Annotated in this window: 19 protein-coding genes; 13 read left to right on the plus strand and 6 right to left on the minus strand. The window is 69.0% G+C overall.

Annotation, left to right across the window (positions count from 1 at the left end):
* Window positions 1-15 precede the first annotated feature (15 nt).
* Both AC3ANP_RS11500 and AC3ANP_RS11505 read left to right on the plus strand, forming a co-directional pair.
* Entirely contained in the window at window positions 16-810 is a 795-nt protein-coding gene (locus AC3ANP_RS11500) for a sulfite exporter TauE/SafE family protein (RefSeq protein WP_488330313.1), read from the plus strand.
* 75 nt (window positions 811-885) lie between these two features.
* The gene (locus AC3ANP_RS11505) at window positions 886-2,328 is read left to right on the plus strand and encodes a pyridoxal phosphate-dependent decarboxylase family protein (protein ID WP_488330314.1); all 1,443 of its coding nucleotides are present in this window, start codon (window positions 886-888) and stop codon (window positions 2,326-2,328) included.
* On the opposite strand, the gene AC3ANP_RS11510 is transcribed toward AC3ANP_RS11505, so the two are convergent.
* The 3 genes from AC3ANP_RS11510 to AC3ANP_RS11520 form a co-directional block, all read right to left on the minus strand.
* Entirely contained in the window at window positions 2,325-3,395 is a 1,071-nt protein-coding gene (locus AC3ANP_RS11510; protein ID WP_488330315.1) for an aminoglycoside phosphotransferase family protein, read from the minus strand. The genes AC3ANP_RS11505 and AC3ANP_RS11510 overlap by 4 nt on opposite strands.
* Before the next feature lie 46 nt (window positions 3,396-3,441).
* Window positions 3,442-4,173: a VIT1/CCC1 transporter family protein gene (locus tag AC3ANP_RS11515; protein ID WP_488330316.1), complete on the minus strand. Its 732-nt coding sequence runs from the start codon at window positions 4,171-4,173 to the stop codon at window positions 3,442-3,444.
* Between the two features lie 83 nt (window positions 4,174-4,256).
* Window positions 4,257-5,372: a ferritin-like domain-containing protein gene (locus AC3ANP_RS11520; RefSeq protein ID WP_488330317.1), complete on the minus strand. Its 1,116-nt coding sequence runs from the start codon at window positions 5,370-5,372 to the stop codon at window positions 4,257-4,259.
* Window positions 5,373-5,478: 106 nt separating this feature from the next.
* On the opposite strand from AC3ANP_RS11520, the gene AC3ANP_RS11525 reads away from it, so the two are divergent.
* The 6 genes from AC3ANP_RS11525 to trxA all read left to right on the plus strand — a co-directional run bounded on the left by AC3ANP_RS11525 (window position 5,479) and on the right by trxA (window position 11,971).
* The gene (locus tag AC3ANP_RS11525; protein WP_488330318.1) at window positions 5,479-6,093 is read left to right on the plus strand and encodes a ribosome maturation factor RimP; all 615 of its coding nucleotides are present in this window, start codon (window positions 5,479-5,481) and stop codon (window positions 6,091-6,093) included.
* Entirely contained in the window at window positions 6,093-7,073 is a 981-nt protein-coding gene (gene nusA / locus AC3ANP_RS11530) for a transcription termination factor NusA (RefSeq protein ID WP_488330319.1), read from the plus strand. The genes AC3ANP_RS11525 and nusA overlap by 1 nt, the downstream gene beginning before the upstream one ends.
* Window positions 7,074-7,246: 173 nt before the next feature.
* A complete protein-coding gene (locus AC3ANP_RS11535) occupies window positions 7,247-7,615 on the plus strand; it encodes a YlxR family protein (RefSeq protein WP_488333031.1) in 369 nt (122 codons plus the stop codon).
* A 152-nt stretch (window positions 7,616-7,767) separates the two neighbouring features.
* On the plus strand, window positions 7,768-10,635 hold the full coding sequence (infB, locus tag AC3ANP_RS11540; protein ID WP_488330320.1) for a translation initiation factor IF-2: 2,868 nt from the start codon (window positions 7,768-7,770) through the stop codon (window positions 10,633-10,635).
* 249 nt (window positions 10,636-10,884) lie between these two features.
* Entirely contained in the window at window positions 10,885-11,394 is a 510-nt protein-coding gene (gene rbfA, locus AC3ANP_RS11545; protein WP_488330321.1) for a 30S ribosome-binding factor RbfA, read from the plus strand.
* A gap of 142 nt (window positions 11,395-11,536) precedes the next feature.
* Window positions 11,537-11,971 (plus strand): thioredoxin, encoded by a 435-nt coding sequence (gene trxA, locus AC3ANP_RS11550; protein ID WP_488330322.1) that lies wholly within the window; start codon window positions 11,537-11,539, stop codon window positions 11,969-11,971.
* Window positions 11,972-11,977: 6 nt separating this feature from the next.
* Here the strand turns inward: trxA and AC3ANP_RS11555 are convergent, their stop codons facing one another.
* Together AC3ANP_RS11555 and AC3ANP_RS11560 are read right to left on the minus strand one after the other, a co-directional pair.
* Complete coding sequence (locus AC3ANP_RS11555; protein ID WP_488330323.1) at window positions 11,978-12,175, minus strand: hypothetical protein; 198 nt, start codon at window positions 12,173-12,175, stop codon at window positions 11,978-11,980.
* A 74-nt stretch (window positions 12,176-12,249) separates the two neighbouring features.
* Complete coding sequence (locus AC3ANP_RS11560) at window positions 12,250-13,443, minus strand: pyridoxal phosphate-dependent aminotransferase (RefSeq protein WP_488330324.1); 1,194 nt, start codon at window positions 13,441-13,443, stop codon at window positions 12,250-12,252.
* A gap of 68 nt (window positions 13,444-13,511) precedes the next feature.
* Here AC3ANP_RS11560 and truB point away from each other — a divergent pair, with 68 nt between their 5' ends.
* From truB to AC3ANP_RS11580, 4 genes are all read left to right on the plus strand, one after another.
* Entirely contained in the window at window positions 13,512-14,432 is a 921-nt protein-coding gene (truB, locus tag AC3ANP_RS11565; RefSeq protein ID WP_488330325.1) for a tRNA pseudouridine(55) synthase TruB, read from the plus strand.
* 2 nt (window positions 14,433-14,434) lie between these two features.
* Complete coding sequence (locus AC3ANP_RS11570) at window positions 14,435-14,788, plus strand: hypothetical protein (RefSeq protein ID WP_488330326.1); 354 nt, start codon at window positions 14,435-14,437, stop codon at window positions 14,786-14,788.
* 19 nt (window positions 14,789-14,807) lie between these two features.
* A complete protein-coding gene (locus tag AC3ANP_RS11575; protein WP_488330327.1) occupies window positions 14,808-15,317 on the plus strand; it encodes a hypothetical protein in 510 nt (169 codons plus the stop codon).
* A 282-nt stretch (window positions 15,318-15,599) separates the two neighbouring features.
* Window positions 15,600-16,031 carry a MarR family winged helix-turn-helix transcriptional regulator gene (locus AC3ANP_RS11580; RefSeq protein WP_488330328.1) on the plus strand — a complete coding sequence of 144 codons (432 nt, stop codon included), beginning with the start codon at window positions 15,600-15,602 and terminating at the stop codon, window positions 16,029-16,031.
* 64 nt (window positions 16,032-16,095) lie between these two features.
* Here AC3ANP_RS11580 and AC3ANP_RS11585 read toward each other — a convergent pair whose 3' ends face one another.
* Window positions 16,096-16,611: an NUDIX domain-containing protein gene (locus AC3ANP_RS11585; protein WP_488333032.1), complete on the minus strand. Its 516-nt coding sequence runs from the start codon at window positions 16,609-16,611 to the stop codon at window positions 16,096-16,098.
* Window positions 16,612-16,810: 199 nt separating this feature from the next.
* Between AC3ANP_RS11585 and AC3ANP_RS11590 the strand changes: the two genes are divergently transcribed.
* Complete coding sequence (locus AC3ANP_RS11590; RefSeq protein WP_488330329.1) at window positions 16,811-17,089, plus strand: hypothetical protein; 279 nt, start codon at window positions 16,811-16,813, stop codon at window positions 17,087-17,089.
* Window positions 17,090-17,149 lie beyond the last annotated feature (60 nt).

A 17,149-nucleotide genomic window follows, 5' to 3' on the forward strand; every position in this document is an offset into this window, starting at 1 on the left:
GCAGTCGACACAGGAATGGTCTCAGGTCTCGAATCGATCCAGCTCGCCACGCTGATCCTGGTGGTGGTTGCCGGGTTCGCTGCCGGCTGGGTCGATGCCGTCGTGGGCGGCGGCGGGCTGATCCAGCTGCCCGTCATGTTGCTCGTGCCCGGGATCAGCCCGGTGCAGGCGCTGGCGACGAACAAGATGGGTTCGATCTTCGGCACCACCACCAGCGCGGTCACGTTCTACCGGCGGGTGCGGCCGGATTTGCGCACCGCCGTGCCGATGGCGGTGATCGCCCTGGCCGGGAGCTTTGGTGGCGCCGTGCTGGCAGCGAACCTGCCCGCAAGCGTGTTCAAGCCCATTATCGTCGCGGCACTGGTTGCCGTCGCGCTGTTCACCGCCTTCCGGCCGAACGTCGGCGAACTGACCAAGCTGCGCCATGACGGCCACCGGCATTACGTGGTGGCCTGCCTGATCGGCGCCGTGATCGGCTTCTACGACGGCATGATCGGCCCGGGCACGGGTTCCTTCCTGATCATCGCGCTGGTCTCGGCGATGGGCTACGCCTTCCTGGAGGCCAGCGCCAAGGCGAAAATCGTCAACATGGCCACCAACGCCGGGGCACTGCTGTTCTTCCTGCCGCACGGTTCCCTGCTGTGGGGCCTCGGCCTGGTCCTGGGGGCGGCCAACATGGCCGGCGGCTACCTGGGTGCCCGGACCGCTGTCAGCAGGGGGAGCAAGTTCATCCGGATCGTGTTCCTCGTGGTGGTGGGCGCCCTGATCATCAAACTCGGTTCCGACGTCTGGCAGGACGCCAGCCGGTAGCAGCCCGGCGCCGGCGTCCGGGCCGCGGCTCCAGAGGGGCTGCCCGGGCCGCGCCGGCGGGCGTAGCATGCAGCTATGTCAGCTCCTGTTGATCGCTATGGCGAGGCTTTGGCAGCCGCATCCCGGCACGCGCACCGGTGGCTGGAGAGCCAGGGGACCCGGCGCGTCGGACCGCAGGCCACCGCCGCGGACCTCGCCGCGGCCTTCGGCGGCCCGCTGCCCCGGGACGGGACCCCGGCGGAGGAAGTGGTGGAGTACCTGGCAACCCGGGCCGAGCCCGGGTTGATGGCCATGCCGTCTGGACGTTTTTTCGGCTGGGTGATCGGCGGCACGGTGCCGGCCGCCCTCGCGGCGGACTGGCTGGTCAGCGCCTGGGACCAGAACGCCGGGCTGCGCTTCGCCACTCCCGCTACGGCGGCGATCGAGGAGGCGGCCGGCGCGTGGCTGCTTGACCTGTTGGGGCTCCCCGCCGACTGCGCGGTGGGATTCGCCACCGGCGCCACTATGGCCAACTTCACCGGGCTGGCCGCGGCGCGGTGGCGGCTGATGGCCGACGCCGGCTGGGACCTCGATGCCGACGGCCTGGCGGGCGCACCCCGGATCCGCTGCTTCGTCGGCCGGGAACGGCATGACACGATCGACCTGGGCCTGCGCTACCTCGGATTGGGCCGCCCCACGGTCATCCCCACGGACAGCCAGGGCCGCCTTGATCCGGCGGAACTGGATTGCGCGCTGGACCGCGCCCTGACCGACACCCCCACCGCCCCCGGCGGCGGCGGAACCGCCCGCACCCCGCTGCTGGTCTGCCTGCAGGCCGGAAACCTGCACTCCGGGGCCTTCGACCCGTTCAAGGCCGCCATCGCGGTCGCCAAGGCGCACGGCGCACGGGTGCACGTGGACGGTGCGTTCGGCCTCTGGGCAGCCGCCGTACCCGAGCTGGCCGAGCTCACCGGCGGCGTGGCAGGCGCGGATTCCTGGGGCACGGACGCGCACAAGACCCTGAACGTGCCGTACGACTGCGGGATCGCGGTGGTCCGGGACGGCCAGGCACTGCGCTCGGCCATGGGGGTCCACACCAGCTACCTGATCCAGGACACGGACCGCCCGGCCGACCCCTTCGAGACGGTTCCGGAGCTGTCCCGCCGGGCCCGCGGTGTGCCGGTCTGGGCTGCGCTGAAATCGCTGGGCCGGGACGGGGTGGCACGCCAGGTCCGCACCCTGGTGCTGATCGCCCAGGAGCTGGCCGCGCGGCTGTCCGCGCTGGACGGCGTCGAGGTGCTCAACGACGTCGACTACACCCAGGTCTCGCTGGCCTTCGGCGACGACGAGACCACCCGGGCGGTGACGGCCCGGATCATGGCCGACGGCCGGGTCTGGATGTCCGGGTCACGGTGGCAGGACCGGGACATCCTGCGGATTTCGGTGAGCAACTGGAGCACGGACGACGCCGACGTGGCAGTTGCGGTCGACGCCGTGCGCGACGCCGTGGCGGCCGTCCGGGAAGACAAACGCCGCTAGCCCGGCCGTTCGGCGGCTTCCCCGGGCGCCGGGAGGTCCTGCGGGGCCGGCAGGCCGGCGAGCGTATTGCCGGCGAGGGTGCTGGCCACCCACAGGGAGCGGGCCAGGTCGCCGCGGTGGTTGCGTTCCGCGTACCACAAGGCGTTCTCCACCTCCCGGACCACAGCCCACTGCCGGGCAGTCTCGCCGTCGAGGCCGGCTGCGGCGCTGAAGTCCCGGCAGCGGGCCAGCAGGGCGTCGCCGTGACCGGTGCGGGGCAGCTCCGCCAGCCGGTTCCACAGCAGCGGCGCGACCGCGAACTCCGCTTCGCCGACCAGGGGCTGCGGGTCGATCGCCTTGAAATCCTCGGCCGTGAATCCGGCACCGGGCAAGCCGCCGGGGCCGGGCCGCTCCTGGGCGGCGGGCCGGGCGAGGACGTTCTGGAAGTGCAGATCGGTGTGCACCAGCACGTCCGTGCCGGACCGCCGGCCGACAGCGCCGCGGGTCTGGCAGACCTCCAGGGCTTCTTCCAACAGCCAGCGCGGGAACGGCCGGCCCAGCCGCTCCCAGCGCTCCGGGAGCTCGTCGCTCCACTGCTCGGCGCGGGCAGCTATGTGGCCGAAGGCCGGCCACTGCGGCCGGCCGTCCGGCGGAAGGCTCAGCTGGCTGACCAGGCCGCCCCAAATGGCAGCGGCGGCGTCCAGCGGCACGTCCTGCAACGAGCGGCCGGCGTCGAGCCGTTCGAGCAGCAGGGCGCCCGCCTCGGGGTCGGCCGCATAGACCTGGACGGCGCCCCGGCCGCCCCACAGCTCAAGGGCCTGGTGTTCAGCCAGTGCTTCCTCGTGCGGGAAAGCGAGCTTCAGGACCGCCGCCGCGGCACCGGAAGTCTGCCGGCGGACCGGGACCACGACGGCGCCGCGGCCGTGCCGGGGCAGGTCCCCGGGGGCCAGATCAGGCACGAGCTGCCATTGCTCCAGGTAGCGTCCGAGCAGCCGGGGGAGAGCCGCCAACCAGGCCCGGCCCTCGCTGCTGCCGCCATAGCGGCGGGAGAGCGCGGGTGGGAGCGGGACGGCTGCAGGCGTGGTCATCGCCTCCAGCGTAGTTCCAGTGGAGTTACGGCGCCGTTCCCGCCGGTCAGGCCGCGATGCCGCTGGCGCCGAGCCAGCTGCCGATCAGGAAGGTCGCCACCAGAGCCGCGGCGCCGCCGATGACCACCCGGATGGCCGCCTTCAGCTGCGAGCCGCCGCCGATCCAGGCACCGATGGCTCCGGTGGCCGCCAACGCGATGAGGACCGCCGCGAAAGTCAGCGGGACGCGGATGTTTTGCGGCGGCAGCAAGATGGCGAGCATCGGCAGGATGGCCCCGATCAGGAAGGCGATGGCGGAGGCGAACGCCGCGTGCCACGGGCTGACGATGTCGGTCTCGTCGATATGCAGTTCGGCGGACAGGTGCGCACCGAGTGCATCGTGCGCCGTCAGCTCGATGGCCACCTGCTGGGCGGTTTCGGGGCTGAGACCCTTGCCCTGGTAGATTGCGGCCAGCTCGGCAAGTTCCTCCTCGGGCTGTTCGGCCAGTTCGCGGCGTTCTTTCTCGATCAAGTCATGCTGGCTGTCCTTCTGGCTGCTCACGGACACGTACTCGCCCAGGGCCATCGAGATGGCGCCGCCGACGACGCCGGCGGCGCCGGCGATGAGGATCGGGCCCGAATCGGTGGTCACACCGGCGACGCCGACCACAATGGCGGCGACCGAGACGATGCCGTCATTCGCGCCCAGGACCCCGGCGCGGAGCCAGTTCAACCGCTGTGCAATGTCTTCGTGGTGGGGCTCGTTGTCGTGAAAGGCTGCTGCGCCGCTAATCTCCATGGCTACAGCAAATCATCAGCCGTCCACTGCTGGCCAGTATTGGAAGGCTAAGCAAGGTAAGCCGGACCATGGCCAGGACGGCGTCAACCGGCGGGCAGCGTGGGGAACGACGCGGGGTCCACGTCCAGGCCCGGCAACGCGGGGGCACTTGCCCCCCAGAGAGCGGCGCGGCGGGCGGCGCCGAGCAACCCCGCGATGGCCCACTGCCGGTTGTCCCCGTCGCTGAGGGCCACGAGGTCGCCGTACGCGGGCAGCGACGCACCCTCCAGCGCAGCCAGGCCGGGCCCGGGTGAGGCCAGGAACGCCGGATCCAGGGCATAGCCGGGCTCCGGCGGCGGGATAGGTGCGCACTGCGAGCGGCTCAGTGACTCCGCGCCGGCGAGAAGTGCCTCGTGCCGGGCAAGCTGCTCGGCTGCCGACTTGGCCGCGGCGCCGTCCAAGCGGGTCAACGCTACCTGGTAGCCGTACATGGTCTCCTGCTCGGTGCGGATCAGGGCCGCCAAGGCTCCCGGCAGCCCGGCATTTCCGGCGGCTGTCCCGCCGTCGTTGACGGGGGCGGACGACGGCGAAGCGGTCGCGGCGGGGCACGATCCGGGCGCCGGGTGGTCGGCGGCAGGTCTCGGGCCTGGCGCTCCGGCCGCCGGGTCCGGGGCGCCGGCTGCGGCGGCGAGGGCGCTGGACTGCAGCAACTGGGCGGTTCCGACCGCAGCCAACAGCCTGGCCATCCCGCCGTCGGCCGTGGCGGCGTCGGCGAGGCGCTGCCGGCCGCTGCCGGCGAGGGACGCAGCCAGGCCGGCGGCGGTGGTCGGAGTAGACGGCAGGGACGGTGTGGACTGTGCTGCCGCCTGAACCTGGCCGGGCCGCAGCAGCGCCCGCGCGTGGGTTGTCAGCAAACTCACAGTCTGAGTCAGGGCGGCCCGGGAACCCTCCGCCGGTGCGTCCTGCGCCGGGTTCGCCGCCGCGGCCCCCCGGGCGGCTCCCAGTTCCTCGCCGGCGTTCCGCAATTGCAGGGCGTCGGCCAGGGCAGCAGCCCGGGCCCGTTCGGAGACCGGCGGTTCGTGCGGTGCCGGCGGGTTTCCGGGCGTGAAAACCATGCCCACACTGACCAGCACCAGGGCGAGGCAGACCAGGAGGAGGGCGCGGGGAAGGTGCCGGGGAAGCCGGAACCGCCGTCGTTCTTCCCTGCTGTCGTCTTTCACAACAGACCATGTTGTCATGGCCGCCGGGAACCCGGGTGCACCACGGCGCCGGGAATATCGCTAGGCTAGTAGGCAAAACATCATCTAACGGGAGGCGGGCGGCATCATGACCAACGCAGAAGCCACGACTTCAACAGACCGGACCGGAACGGGAAAGGCTGAAGCCGCACCCGCCCACAATCTCGAGGCCGAACGGCTGCGCGCGCTGCTGGAGCCGGCGGTCCAGGCGAACCGGCTGTACCTGGAGGATGTTTCGATTCACGTAGCCGGCGCCAACCGCGTGGTCCACGTCGTCGTGGACCTGCCGCAGGAGGAGACCGGCGGCGTCAGCCTTGATGTGATCGCAGAGATCTCCAAGACCCTGTCCGAGGTTTTGGACAACGATCCCGGCACCGACTCCCGTCCCTACGACCTTGAGGTGTCTTCGCCCGGGGTAGGGCGGCCGCTGACCGAGCCGCGCCACTGGCACCGCGCCCGCGGCCGTATGGTCACGGTCAAGGTGATCCAGGACGAGAACGTCACCGGCCGGATCCAGTCCGTCGACGACGCCGGCGTGACCCTGGTTCCGGAACTGCCGGTCAAGAAGGGCATGAAGCCCCGGCAGGGCGACCCCGTCAAGCTTCCTTTCGACAGGATCCGCAGCGGAAAAGTCGAGATAGAGTTCAGCCGCCTCGACGAGGCCGGCCTGGAGAACGACAACGGACCTTCTGAGGAGGCCTAATGGATATTGACATGAGCGCACTGAGACTCCTGGAGCGTGAGCGCGAAATCCCGCTGGATCTCCTGATTCCGACCATCGAACAGGCCCTGCTGGTGGCCTACCACAAGACGCCCGGGGCCTTCGAAAAGGCCCGGGCCGAGCTGGACCGCAAGAGCGGCCATGTGACGATCTGGGCCACCGAAATCGACGACGACGGCGCCCCCATCGGCGAATTCGAGGACACCCCGGCCGGGTTCGGCAGGATTGCGGCGAGCACGGCACGGCAGATCATCCTGCAGCGCCTCCGGGACGCCGAAGATGACAACGTGCTGGGCCAGTTCAAGGGACGCGAAGGCGAACTCGTGGCCGGCACCATCCAGCAGGGCAACAACCCGCACATGATCCAGGTGAACCTCGGCACGGTGGAGGCACTGCTGCCGCCGCCCGAGCAGGTTCCCGGGGAAAAGTACACGCACGGCAACCGGCTCCGCGCGTTCGTGATCGACGTGCACCGGGGCACCAAGGGCCCCTCCATCACGCTGTCCCGGTCCCACCCGGGCCTGGTGCGCAAGCTCTTCGAACTGGAAGTCCCGGAGATCGCCGACCGCTCCGTCGAGATCGTGGCCCTGGCCCGCGAAGCCGGCCACCGCACCAAGATCGCGGTCAAGGCCAACATCCCCGGCGTCAACGCCAAGGGCGCCTGCATCGGCGAAATGGGCTCCCGGGTCCGTGCCGTGATGACCGAACTGAACGACGAGAAGATCGACATCGTCGACTACAGCGACGACCCGGCCACGTTCATCGCCAGTGCGCTGTCGCCCTCGCGGGTGAATTCGGTCACGATCACGGACGAGGCCACCCGGTCGGCGCGCGTGGTCGTGCCGGACTACCAGCTCTCCCTGGCTATCGGCAAAGAGGGCCAGAACGCGCGGCTCGCGGCGAAGCTCACCGGCTGGCGCATCGACATCGTCTCCGACGCGGCCGAGAACCGCGGGAAGTAGCCCCGCCGGTCCGCCCGGCGGCGGGCTCTTCTTTCGCCGGCGGCCGGCCGGTTGGCCGCCGGTTTCGGCCCGCAGGCCGACGAGGGGCTAGAATGGATAAGACCGCGCCCTTAGGGCCGGAATCCTCGCGCCCCAGTGCGTCCGGTATGTCACGGACCCCTGCGGGCCGGCAGATGCGTACCGGCAGGAAGATACTCGTAGTGGCAGAAGTGCAACACCTCGGGAATCAGCCTCAGCGCACCTGTATTGGGTGCCGGCAGAAGGGTCTGCGGTCGGAGCTACTCCGGCTCGTTGCCGACACCAGCGGTTCACCCGCTGTGCTGCTGGACGAACGACGCCGGATGGCTGGCAGGGGAGCATGGCTGCACCCCAGCGAAAAGTGCCTGGCACTGGCGGTCAAACGTCGAGCGTTCGGACGCGCCCTCAGCGGCGCCGCCCTGAGCGCGGACGAGGAGCGCCGGATCATGGCAGGCACGCGAGCAGCGGATACCCCGGTGGCCGCAGCAACAACCGTCCAACCTGAAAGCGGGTCAGAAAACTGATGGAAACCCGATGAGTTCCCAGCGATGAGTGCGCAACGATGACAACTTTGTTGCGCTCTGCAATGGGCCTTTCAGCTGCACCAGCGGCGGAGGCCCGCAGTAAGAAGTAGACGGTTCGTGCCTGGCTCGGTGCGGACCGAGACAGGAGAAATGTGGCCAAGGTCCGCGTACATGAGCTTGCTAAAGAGCTCGGTATTACTTCCAAAGATGCAGTGTCCAAACTGCAGGAACTGGGCGAATTCGTTCGCTCCGCCTCTTCCACCATTGAGGCCCCGGTAGTACGGAAACTCCGTAATGCCTTCCCGGGCGCGGCAGCCGCTTCGAAGACCGAAGCGCCCGCGTCCGCCCCCAAGGCCAGCCCGGCCGCGACCCGACCGGCTCCGGCTGCGCCGAAGTCTGCCGAACCCAAGACCGCAGCCCCGGCTCCGGCAGCAGCTGCCGCACCGGCAGAGGCGCCCGCCGCGGCCCAGACCGCGCCTGCGGCCCCCGCCGCACCCGCGGCCCAGACGCCGGCAGCACCTTCCACCGGCGCCAAGCCCGGCGCCCGTCCGGCACCGAAAGCTGAAACCCCGGCCGCCCCGGCCCGCCAGGGTTCCGCACCCCGTCCGGGCGGTCCCCGCCCAGGAAACAACCCGTTCGCCACCTCGCAGGGCATGCCCCGCGGCCGCGGCGGCGACAACGAACGTGCTGCCCGCCCCGGCAACAACCCGTTCGCTCCTTCCCAGGGCATGCCGCGTCCGGGCGGAAGCCGCACCGAAAGCGATCGGCCCGGCGGTCCCCGTCCGGCAGCCGGAGCCGGTGGTCCCCGTCCGGGGGCTCCCCGTCCGGCAGCGGCCGGTGCACGACCGGGCGCGCCGCGTCCGGGCGGTGCACCCGGTGCCCGTCCCGGCGCCGGCGGTAACCGCCCCACGCCCGGCATGATGCCCAACCGCACGGAACGTCCCGCCCCCGCTGGTGCAGGCCGTCCCGGCGGCGCCCGCGGCCCCGGCCGTCCCGGCGGCGCTCCCGGAACCGGTGCTCCCGGTGCCGGCGGCGGCGCTCCGGCCGGCGGTGGCTTCGGCAAGGGCGGCCGCGGTCGCGGTGGCACCCAGGGCGCGTTTGGCAAGGGCGGCGCAGGCCGCGGCAAGCAGCGCAAGTCGAAGCGTGCCAAGCGTCAGGAACTCGAGCAGATGAGTGCCCCGTCGCTGGGCGGCGTGAGCGTACCCCGCGGCGACGGCAACACCGTCGTCCGGCTGCGCCGCGGTTCGTCCATCACGGACTTCGCTGACAAGATCGAGGCGAATCCCGCAGCGCTCGTGACCGTACTGTTCCACCTTGGTGAAATGGCCACCGCGACGCAGTCCCTCGACGAAGAGACCTTTGCCCTGCTGGGTGAGGAGCTTGGCTACAAGCTCCAGGTCGTCTCGCCCGAAGACGAAGAGCGCGAACTGCTCTCCGGCTTCGACATCGACTTCGATGCCGAGTTGGAGGCCGAAGGCGACGAAGAACTCGAGGCGCGTCCGCCGGTTGTCACCGTCATGGGCCACGTCGATCACGGTAAGACCCGGCTGCTCGATGCCATCCGCAAGTCCGACGTTGTGGCGGGCGAGCATGGCGGCATCACGCAGCACATCGGTGCCTACCAGGTCACGCACAACCACGAAGGTACCGATCGCAAGATCACCTTCATCGATACCCCGGGCCACGAGGCGTTCACCGCCATGCGTGCCCGTGGTGCGAAGGTCACCGACATCGCCATCCTGGTGGTCGCAGCGGACGACGGCGTCATGCCGCAGACCGTTGAAGCGCTCAACCACGCCCAGGCCGCCAATGTGCCGATCGTCGTTGCGGTGAACAAGATCGACAAGGAAGGCGCCAACCCGGACAAGGTCCGCGGCCAGCTGACCGAGTACGGCCTGGTTCCGGAAGAATACGGTGGCGACACTATGTTCGTTGAGGTCTCTGCCCGCCAGAACCTCAACATCGACGAACTGCTGGAGGCCGTCCTGCTGACGGCGGACGCCGCTCTGGACATGCGTGCCAACCCGAACAAGGATGCCCGCGGTATCGCGATTGAAGCGAACCTGGACAAGGGCCGCGGTGCGGTTGCTACCGTCCTGGTCCAGTCCGGTACCCTGCACGTCGGCGACACGATCGTGGCCGGCACAGCCCATGGCCGTGTCCGTGCGATGTTCGACGACGACGGCAGCGTCCTGACCGAGGCGGGCCCGTCCCGTCCCGTCCAGGTGCTGGGGCTGTCCAACGTGCCGCGCGCCGGTGACACCTTCTTCGTGACCGGAGACGAGCGCACCGCCCGTCAGATCGCCGAGAAGCGCGAAGCCGCCGACCGGAACGCTGCGCTGGCCAAGCGCCGCAAGCGGATCAGCCTTGAAGACTTCGACAAGGCCGTCGCCGAAGGCAAGATCGACACCCTCAACCTCATCCTCAAGGGTGACGTCTCCGGTGCGGTTGAAGCCCTCGAAGATGCGCTGCTCAAGATCGACGTCGGCGAGGGTGTCCAGCTCCGCGTTATCCACCGCGGTGTCGGTGCGATCACGCAGAACGACGTCAACCTGGCAACGGTCGACTCCGCCGTCATCATCGGCTTCAACGTCAAGCCCGCCGAGCGGGTTGCCGAACTGGCAGACCGCGAAGGCGTGGACATGCGCTTCTACTCCGTCATCTACGGAGCAATCGATGACATCGAAGCAGCGCTCAAGGGCATGCTCAAGCCGGAGTACGAAGAGTTCCAGCTGGGCACCGCCGAGGTCCGCGAGGTGTTCCGTTCCTCCAAGTTCGGCAACATTGCAGGCTCGATCGTCCGCTCCGGTGTTATCCGGCGCAACACGAAGGCCCGCATCAGCCGCGACGGCAAGATCATCGGCGACAACCTCACCGTTGAGACGCTCAAGCGCTTCAAGGACGACGCCACCGAGGTCCGCACGGACTTCGAGTGTGGTATCGGTCTTGGTTCGTACAACGACATCAACGAAGGCGACATCATCGAGACCTTCGAGATGCGCGAGAAGCCGCGCGTCTAGTCTGAAGTCTGGTGCATGGAAGGTGCGGGGCCGTTGGATTTTTTCCGGCGGCCCCGCCCCTGCGCTGGGCGGCCAACGTCTGACGACGTCGGCCGCCCAGCTCCGGCAGGCCCGATGCCACTCCCAGGCCGCCGGAAAAAATCCAACGGGAGTCCGTCGTAGACTCGCCTTAGGCGCGTGGCAACAAACCCGACGTGTGTGCGTTCGCCGCTTTTGCGCCGTCGTACATCCAAGAATTTAGGAGTGGAAATGGCTGATCCCGCACGGGCTGCCAAGTTGGCGCAGCGGATAAAGGTTGTGGTTGCTGAGGCTTTGGGCCGGAGGGTCAAGGATCCCCGGCTGGAAGGTGTGACTGTTACCGATGCGCGGGTGACCAATGATCTGCAGCACGCCACGGTCTACTACACGGTGTTCGGCGACGAGGTGGCCCAGGCGGATGCGGCGAAGGGGCTGGAGAAGGCCAAGGGTGTGCTCCGCCAGGAGGTGGGACGGAGCATCACCGTCCGCCTGACTCCCACGCTGGAATTCGTCGCCGACCAGATCCCGGTGGTTGCCTCGAACCTGGAGCAACTGCTCCGCGAAGCCAAGAAGCGCGACGCCGAGGTGGCGGCCCTCGCCGCCAGCGCCAAGCACGCCGGCGACGCCGATCCGTACAAGAGCGACGTTCCTGACGACGTCGAGCTCGACGAAGACGACTTTGACGAAGAAGAAACCGACCTCATCGACCACGATGCCATCGATGAGGACCGCAACAAGTAAGCGTCTTCAACAGCAGGGGCCGGAACCGGAAAAGGATCCGGCCCCTGCTGTTTGCGTATCCGGGGACCTTCGACCCTTGGCCCGGTAGCAGCGGGGGAGTCCCATGGAGTCATGACTGCGGGCGGGACGGCGGGGGGCCGCCATGACGGATAACTTGCTCAAATGCCCGCATTGCGGCACCACCAACCGCATCCCCTCCATAGCGTCCGGCCACCCGCGCTGTGGCAAGTGCCGGCAGGACCTGCCGTGGATCGTCGAGGCCGGCGACGCCGACTTCGCAGCGGTTGCTGAGCAATCGCCGGTCCCCGCCCTAATCGACTTCTGGGCCGCCTGGTGTGGTCCGTGCCGCATGGTCAGTCCGGTGCTGGACAAACTGGCGCAGGAACGGGCCGGCCGGGTCAAGCTGGTCAAAGTCGACGTCGACACGTCGCCGGCGCTGTCCCGGCGCTTCGATGTCCAGGCCATCCCCACGATGCTGGTGATTACGGACGGCAAAGTGGTGGGCCGGCAGACGGGCGCTCCGCCGGCAGCGGCACTGCGCGACTGGCTGGACGAAACGCTGGCCGCCGGGGCGTAGCCGGGCTCAGCTCCGCCGTCGGCCGCGGAGGCCGCCTAACAGCGGTGAGCCCATGCCCAGCAGGAAACCGAAGTCATACCAGTTGCCGGCCCGGCCCGTGTTGTAAAAGGGGAACTCGTGCCACGCCCCGAAGACGTGGGCAATCAGCACGATCCAGGCCGTGATGCCGTTCCAGATGCCCCACAGCAGGTCCTGCCACCACATCAGTTCCACCTCCGACGTCGTCCGCGTCCGGCGTCCTGAATCCGCCAGCCCGCACTCCTGCGCGTGAGGTCAGGCTACTGCCTGGCGTGCCCAGCCGGTAGGGAGGGGGCTTCCGTGTCGCGGCCGGGTAGCCTGCCGACCCCCTCCACCAGTTCGGCGTGGGAACCGCATAGGGCGATCCGGATCCAGCCCTCGCCGATCGACCCAAACGCGGTGCCCGGGGCAAAGGCCACGCCGGCATCGGCGAGGAAGTGCCTGACCCAGCGACGGACATCACCCCCGCTGAGGTGGGAGACGTCCGCCCAGAGGTAGAAGGCCCCCTGCGCGGTGAGGAAGGGGATGCCCTTGGACGCCAGCACTGCCACGGCGGCGTCCCGGTTGGCGCGGTAGTGCTCACGCGCGGCGCTGACGTAGTCCTGCGGACCGGTCAGGGCGGCCAGGGCAGCGTACTGGGAGGGCGACGCGACGCACGAGACGATCGCCTCCATCACGTTGTTCATCTGCTGCTCGAGGCCCGGCGGGCAGATCAGCGCCCCGATCCGCAACCCGGTGAGCCCGTAGGTCTTGGACAGCGTCAGAGAGGTGAACACCCGGGCCTCGCCGGGGACGTCACTGTCGAACCGGGCCGGGCTGACGTGCGGGACGTCGTAGGTGAATGCCTCGTAGCATTCGTCCGAGATGATCCAGAGGTCGTGGCGTACGGCCAGGTCCACGAGGCTGCGGGTGAGCTCTTCGCCGAGCACCGCGCCGAGCGGGTTGGACGGCGAGTTGAGGACCAGCACCTTGGTGCGCGGCGTGATCAGCGCTTCGATGTCTGCGAGCCGGGGCTGGAAGTCGTGGTCCGGGTAGAGCGGGTACCGTACGGGGACGGCGTGCAGCAGGCTGGACGTCATCGCAAAGGTCGGGTAGCCCGGGTTAGGGATCAGGACTTCGTCGCCGGGGGAGAGCAGCAGGGTCATTGCGAAGTGCAGTCCCTGCTGCGCGCCGTCCACGACATACACGCGGTCCGCGCCGACCGGCGTCGCATTGTGCTCACGGAACCTGGCCGCGAAGGCCTCCCGCAGGGCCGGAATCCCGGCATTGGGGGTGTAGTTGGTCTCGTCCCGGTCGAGGCACGCCATGCCGGCTTCGAGGATATGGCGGGGGAGGGCAAAGCCCGGCTCGCCGATGCTGAGCACGATCGCGCCCGGCGTACGCCACGCGGCCTCGGTGATCTCACGGATCTGGTTGGCAGGAACGTCGCGGACGTGGGCGGCTAGCTCTGGCATGGTTGCCATCCTAGCGGCCGCGTGCAACCGCGCCGGGGAGCCGTCGCGGCGCGGATATACTGGGAGGCGTGCTTTCTGGACTGGTGATAGTAGATAAGCCGCAAGGCTGGACCAGCCACGATGTGGTTGGACGGATGCGGCGGATCGCCGGTACCCGGAAAGTGGGCCACGCGGGAACCCTGGACCCGATGGCCACCGGCGTCCTGGTGCTCGGCATCAACAAGGCAACCCGTCTGCTGACCTACATCGTGGGCACCTCCAAGACGTACACCGCCACCATCCGCCTCGGCGAGTCGACCGTCACGGACGACGCCGAAGGTGAGGTCACCGCCACCCGCAACGCCGCCGCGGTTACCGAGGAAAGCGTCCGTGCCGGCGTCGCCGCCCTGACCGGGGAGATCCAGCAGGTGCCCAGCAGCGTCAGCGCCATCAAGGTCAACGGCGAGCGTGCCTACGCCCGCGTCCGGTCCGGCGAAGACGTTAAGCTCGCCGCCCGACCGGTCACGATCAGCCGCTTCGACGTCCACGACCTCCGCCGGCCGGCCGGCGGGGACACCCTGGACCTGGACGTCACCGTGGAGTGTTCCTCCGGCACGTATATCCGCGCCCTCGCCCGCGACCTGGGCGAGGCGCTCGGCGTCGGCGGCCACCTCACGGCGCTCCGCCGGACGCAGGTCGGCCCCTACACCCTGGACCAGGCACGGACGCTGGAAGACCTGGCGGAGGAGCTGGACGTGCTGGAGCTGTCGCAGGCGGCCCGGGCGCTGATGCCCAACCGCGAACTCAGCGCCGAGGAGACCACGGAGCTGTCCTTCGGCCGCCGGATCGCCGCCGGAGCCGACGCCGGCACGCCCGGTGCCGCGACGCCGGAAAGTCCCGCGGCTGCGTTCGCCCCCGACGGCACGCTGGTGGCCTTGCTGGCCGATGCCGGCAACTACGCCAAGCCCGTCCTGGTTTTCGCGCCGGACAACGACAAGCCGGCGGCGTAGAAGTGGACGCGTATTTCTATATCATCCTGGTGGTCGGGCTGCTGTCCACGCTTCTGTGCGTTGGCGCGGGGGCATTGAAGAAGGCCCCGAACGACACCACCCTCCTGTCGGTAGCGGCCGTCGAAGTGGCGCTGCTGGTCTATCTGGTCGGTTCCATCATCCGGGTGGCGACGGGGGAGCGGATGGCCGGGGAAGCCTGGGAGTTCTGGGGGTACCTGGTGACGGCGCTGCTGCTGCCGCTCGGCGCTGTGTACTGGGCCATCCTGGAGCGGACCCGTTGGAGCAATTTCGTGCTGGGCGCCGTTGGCGTGACCGCCCTGGTGATGGCGGCCCGAATGAACCAGATCTGGTATTGACGTGGAAGAGGCAGAGGACATGACGGCTTCAGAGCAGCGACCGGACGACGGCGCCGCGCACCCGGGGGTGGGCGCGGCCGCCGGGGACCGGCCCGGCGCAGTTGCCGCCGGTGCCGGGGCTCCCTCGCGGGACACCCGCAACACCGGACCGGGCCGGCTGCTGATTGCTGTTTATGCGGTGTTTGCGCTGTCAGCGACGGCGCGGGCGGGCTACCAGATCATCACCAAGTTCGCCGAGGCGCCGCTCGCCTACCTGCTGTCCGCCTTTGCCGCCGTCGTCTATATCGTCGCCACCGTCTCGCTGGCGAAAGCCGGGCGGACCTGGTTCAAGGTCTCCGTCACGGCGGTCCTGGTGGAGCTGGTCGGCGTCCTGGTGATCGGCGCCCTGAGCCTCTTCGATGCCGAGAACTTTCCGCACGAGACGGTCTGGTCCTTGTTTGGACGGGGCTACGGCTTCATCCCGCTGGTGTTGCCCATCCTTGGCCTCATCTGGCTGTACCGCCGGCGCCCCTCGCCCCGACGCGCCTGACCAGGCTGCCGGGGCTGCCGCACCCCCCGGCTCGGAAAAGTGGCCCCACCCCGTTCTGCCGCCGCTGGCGCGATGGTCCTGAGCGGCGGCAAACAGTAAGTAGACTTGCCAAAGGTATAGTAAGCATGCTTATTGTGGAGCATGGGAGCGGACAGAGCGAGCGATGCACCCCACAATTTTCCACTGCAGCGAGGGAGGCATCATGAGCACAATGACCGCCGTTCGCCGAGGAGCATGGGAAGCGAAAGAAGCCGCCGCGGGTCGCCGACGCGGGTGGCAGGGATGAGCCAAAGGCACGAATCCGAAGGATGGCGGACAGACCAGCTTCTGTCCATGGCGGCCAGGGTGGTGGAACGCCGGAAGGACCAGGCCTTGGCGGCTCTCGGGCTGACGCATGCCGGCGTGATAGCGCTCCAGGGACTCCTGGCCGGAACTACGAACCAGGAGCAACTGGCCCGCCGGATTGCGGTGCAAAGCCAGTCTCTGGGAAAGGTGCTGGCTCGGCTGGAGGAGGCGGGCCTGGTCACGCGCACCAGGGATGAGCAGGACCGGCGGCAACTCACCGTGGCGTTAACCCCGGCCGGCAGTGCCGCGCTGGCGACCGCACATCAGATTGAGCGCGATGCTCTTCCCGAGGACTTGGAAGGCTGGACCACGCTTCAGCGTGATCTGGTCAGGATCCTGACCGCATTCGAGGCTCCGGGCCGGTTCTGAGGACGGGCTTGCCCCGGAGTCTCGGCCCGGGCCCATCAGGCAGGGACCGCCGTCGTCGTGGGTTCTATTCGCCGTTTCCGTGCAGATCCAGCCGGCGCCGCAAGGCGGGCCAGGCAGCGGCGAAGCCCGGATGCAGCTCTTTGTCGCCTACGCCGTCCAGCCGCACCCATTGCAGTTCGAGGCTCTCGTGGTCGCTGATTTCGGCTTCAAAGGGTTCCACCACTCGGGCGGCGACCGTCGTGTAGGACCAGTACCCGACGTCGAACACCGAAGTGAACAGCACCCGGACCGACGAGGGCGGCACCGCGGCTTCCTCCTTGGCTTCCCGGAGCGCGCCGTCCACGGCATTCTCCCCTTGGTGCAGGGCGCCGCCGGGGAGGCCCCACGTTCCGCCTTGATCACTCCAAGCCGCCCGGTGCTGGAGCAGGACTCCCTTGCCGGCGTCGTGCACCAGCAGGCCCGCGGAACCGAACCTGCCCCAAAACCTGCCCCGTTCCCCCTCCACCCAGGCATCCCCGGGATCCCGAGGACCAAGCGGCCGGCGCGGATCGTTGAACGGGTTGTGCGGCGGTTCTTCCAGCCCTTCCCGCGGCGGAAGTGCGGCGGGAAGGCCTCCGGGGGGAAGGCTTCCCGCGGGGTGAGCCTCGGCTGGCTGCGCGGCGGAACTGTCCATTCAGTTAGTCTGCCACGCGTTCAAGCGCGACTCCCGAGTGTGGCGTTTTGCTTAGTGTCGGTGGGCCGAGGTTTTCACCTAAATCCGGTCATGGTAGCCTGCACGCATGGCGCTCAATCGGAAGCGTGTGGGGAACCGCGCGGAGACGCTGCCCTGGCAGCTGATCCGAGCGGACCTGGACGAAAATCGGGTATACCTCTCAGCGTCCTCGGTGATGTGCACGACGCCCGAGAAAGTGCGGCTCATCGAGACCCCTTCTGAGATCAAGATTTCCGTGACGGGGCCGCGACGCAGCGAACCCTGCACGGCGCAGAGCATCACCCTGGTCGGGTACGTCCAGCTTGGCTCCGTCGGTGGGAGGCGGGTCACCGGCCACAGCAGCTAATACGGCGACGGGCGCGACGGTAGCCCGGCTGCTCCGTCGCCCCAAGAATGTCGGACCCCC

It is taken from the genome of Arthrobacter sp. JB02-1C (assembly GCF_057748045.1).

What these genes read in the sequence shown, in the direction of transcription:
- AC3ANP_RS11500 (WP_488330313.1), top strand. Translation starts at nt 16, where the DNA reads ATGGTCTCAGGTCTCGAATCGATCCAGCTCGCCACGCTGATCCTGGTG.
- AC3ANP_RS11505 (WP_488330314.1), top strand. Translation starts at nt 886, where the DNA reads ATGTCAGCTCCTGTTGATCGCTATGGCGAGGCTTTGGCAGCCGCATCC.
- AC3ANP_RS11510 (WP_488330315.1), bottom strand. Translation starts at nt 3,395, where the DNA reads ATGACCACGCCTGCAGCCGTCCCGCTCCCACCCGCGCTCTCCCGCCGC.
- AC3ANP_RS11515 (WP_488330316.1), bottom strand. Translation starts at nt 4,173, where the DNA reads ATGGAGATTAGCGGCGCAGCAGCCTTTCACGACAACGAGCCCCACCAC.
- AC3ANP_RS11525 (WP_488330318.1), top strand. Translation starts at nt 5,479, where the DNA reads ATGACCAACGCAGAAGCCACGACTTCAACAGACCGGACCGGAACGGGA.
- nusA (WP_488330319.1), top strand. Translation starts at nt 6,093, where the DNA reads ATGGATATTGACATGAGCGCACTGAGACTCCTGGAGCGTGAGCGCGAA.
- AC3ANP_RS11535 (WP_488333031.1), top strand. Translation starts at nt 7,247, where the DNA reads ATGCGTACCGGCAGGAAGATACTCGTAGTGGCAGAAGTGCAACACCTC.
- rbfA (WP_488330321.1), top strand. Translation starts at nt 10,885, where the DNA reads ATGGCTGATCCCGCACGGGCTGCCAAGTTGGCGCAGCGGATAAAGGTT.
- trxA (WP_488330322.1), top strand. Translation starts at nt 11,537, where the DNA reads ATGACGGATAACTTGCTCAAATGCCCGCATTGCGGCACCACCAACCGC.
- AC3ANP_RS11555 (WP_488330323.1), bottom strand. Translation starts at nt 12,175, where the DNA reads ATGTGGTGGCAGGACCTGCTGTGGGGCATCTGGAACGGCATCACGGCC.
- AC3ANP_RS11560 (WP_488330324.1), bottom strand. Translation starts at nt 13,443, where the DNA reads ATGCCAGAGCTAGCCGCCCACGTCCGCGACGTTCCTGCCAACCAGATC.
- AC3ANP_RS11575 (WP_488330327.1), top strand. Translation starts at nt 14,808, where the DNA reads ATGACGGCTTCAGAGCAGCGACCGGACGACGGCGCCGCGCACCCGGGG.
- AC3ANP_RS11580 (WP_488330328.1), top strand. Translation starts at nt 15,600, where the DNA reads ATGAGCCAAAGGCACGAATCCGAAGGATGGCGGACAGACCAGCTTCTG.
- AC3ANP_RS11590 (WP_488330329.1), top strand. Translation starts at nt 16,811, where the DNA reads ATGGCGCTCAATCGGAAGCGTGTGGGGAACCGCGCGGAGACGCTGCCC.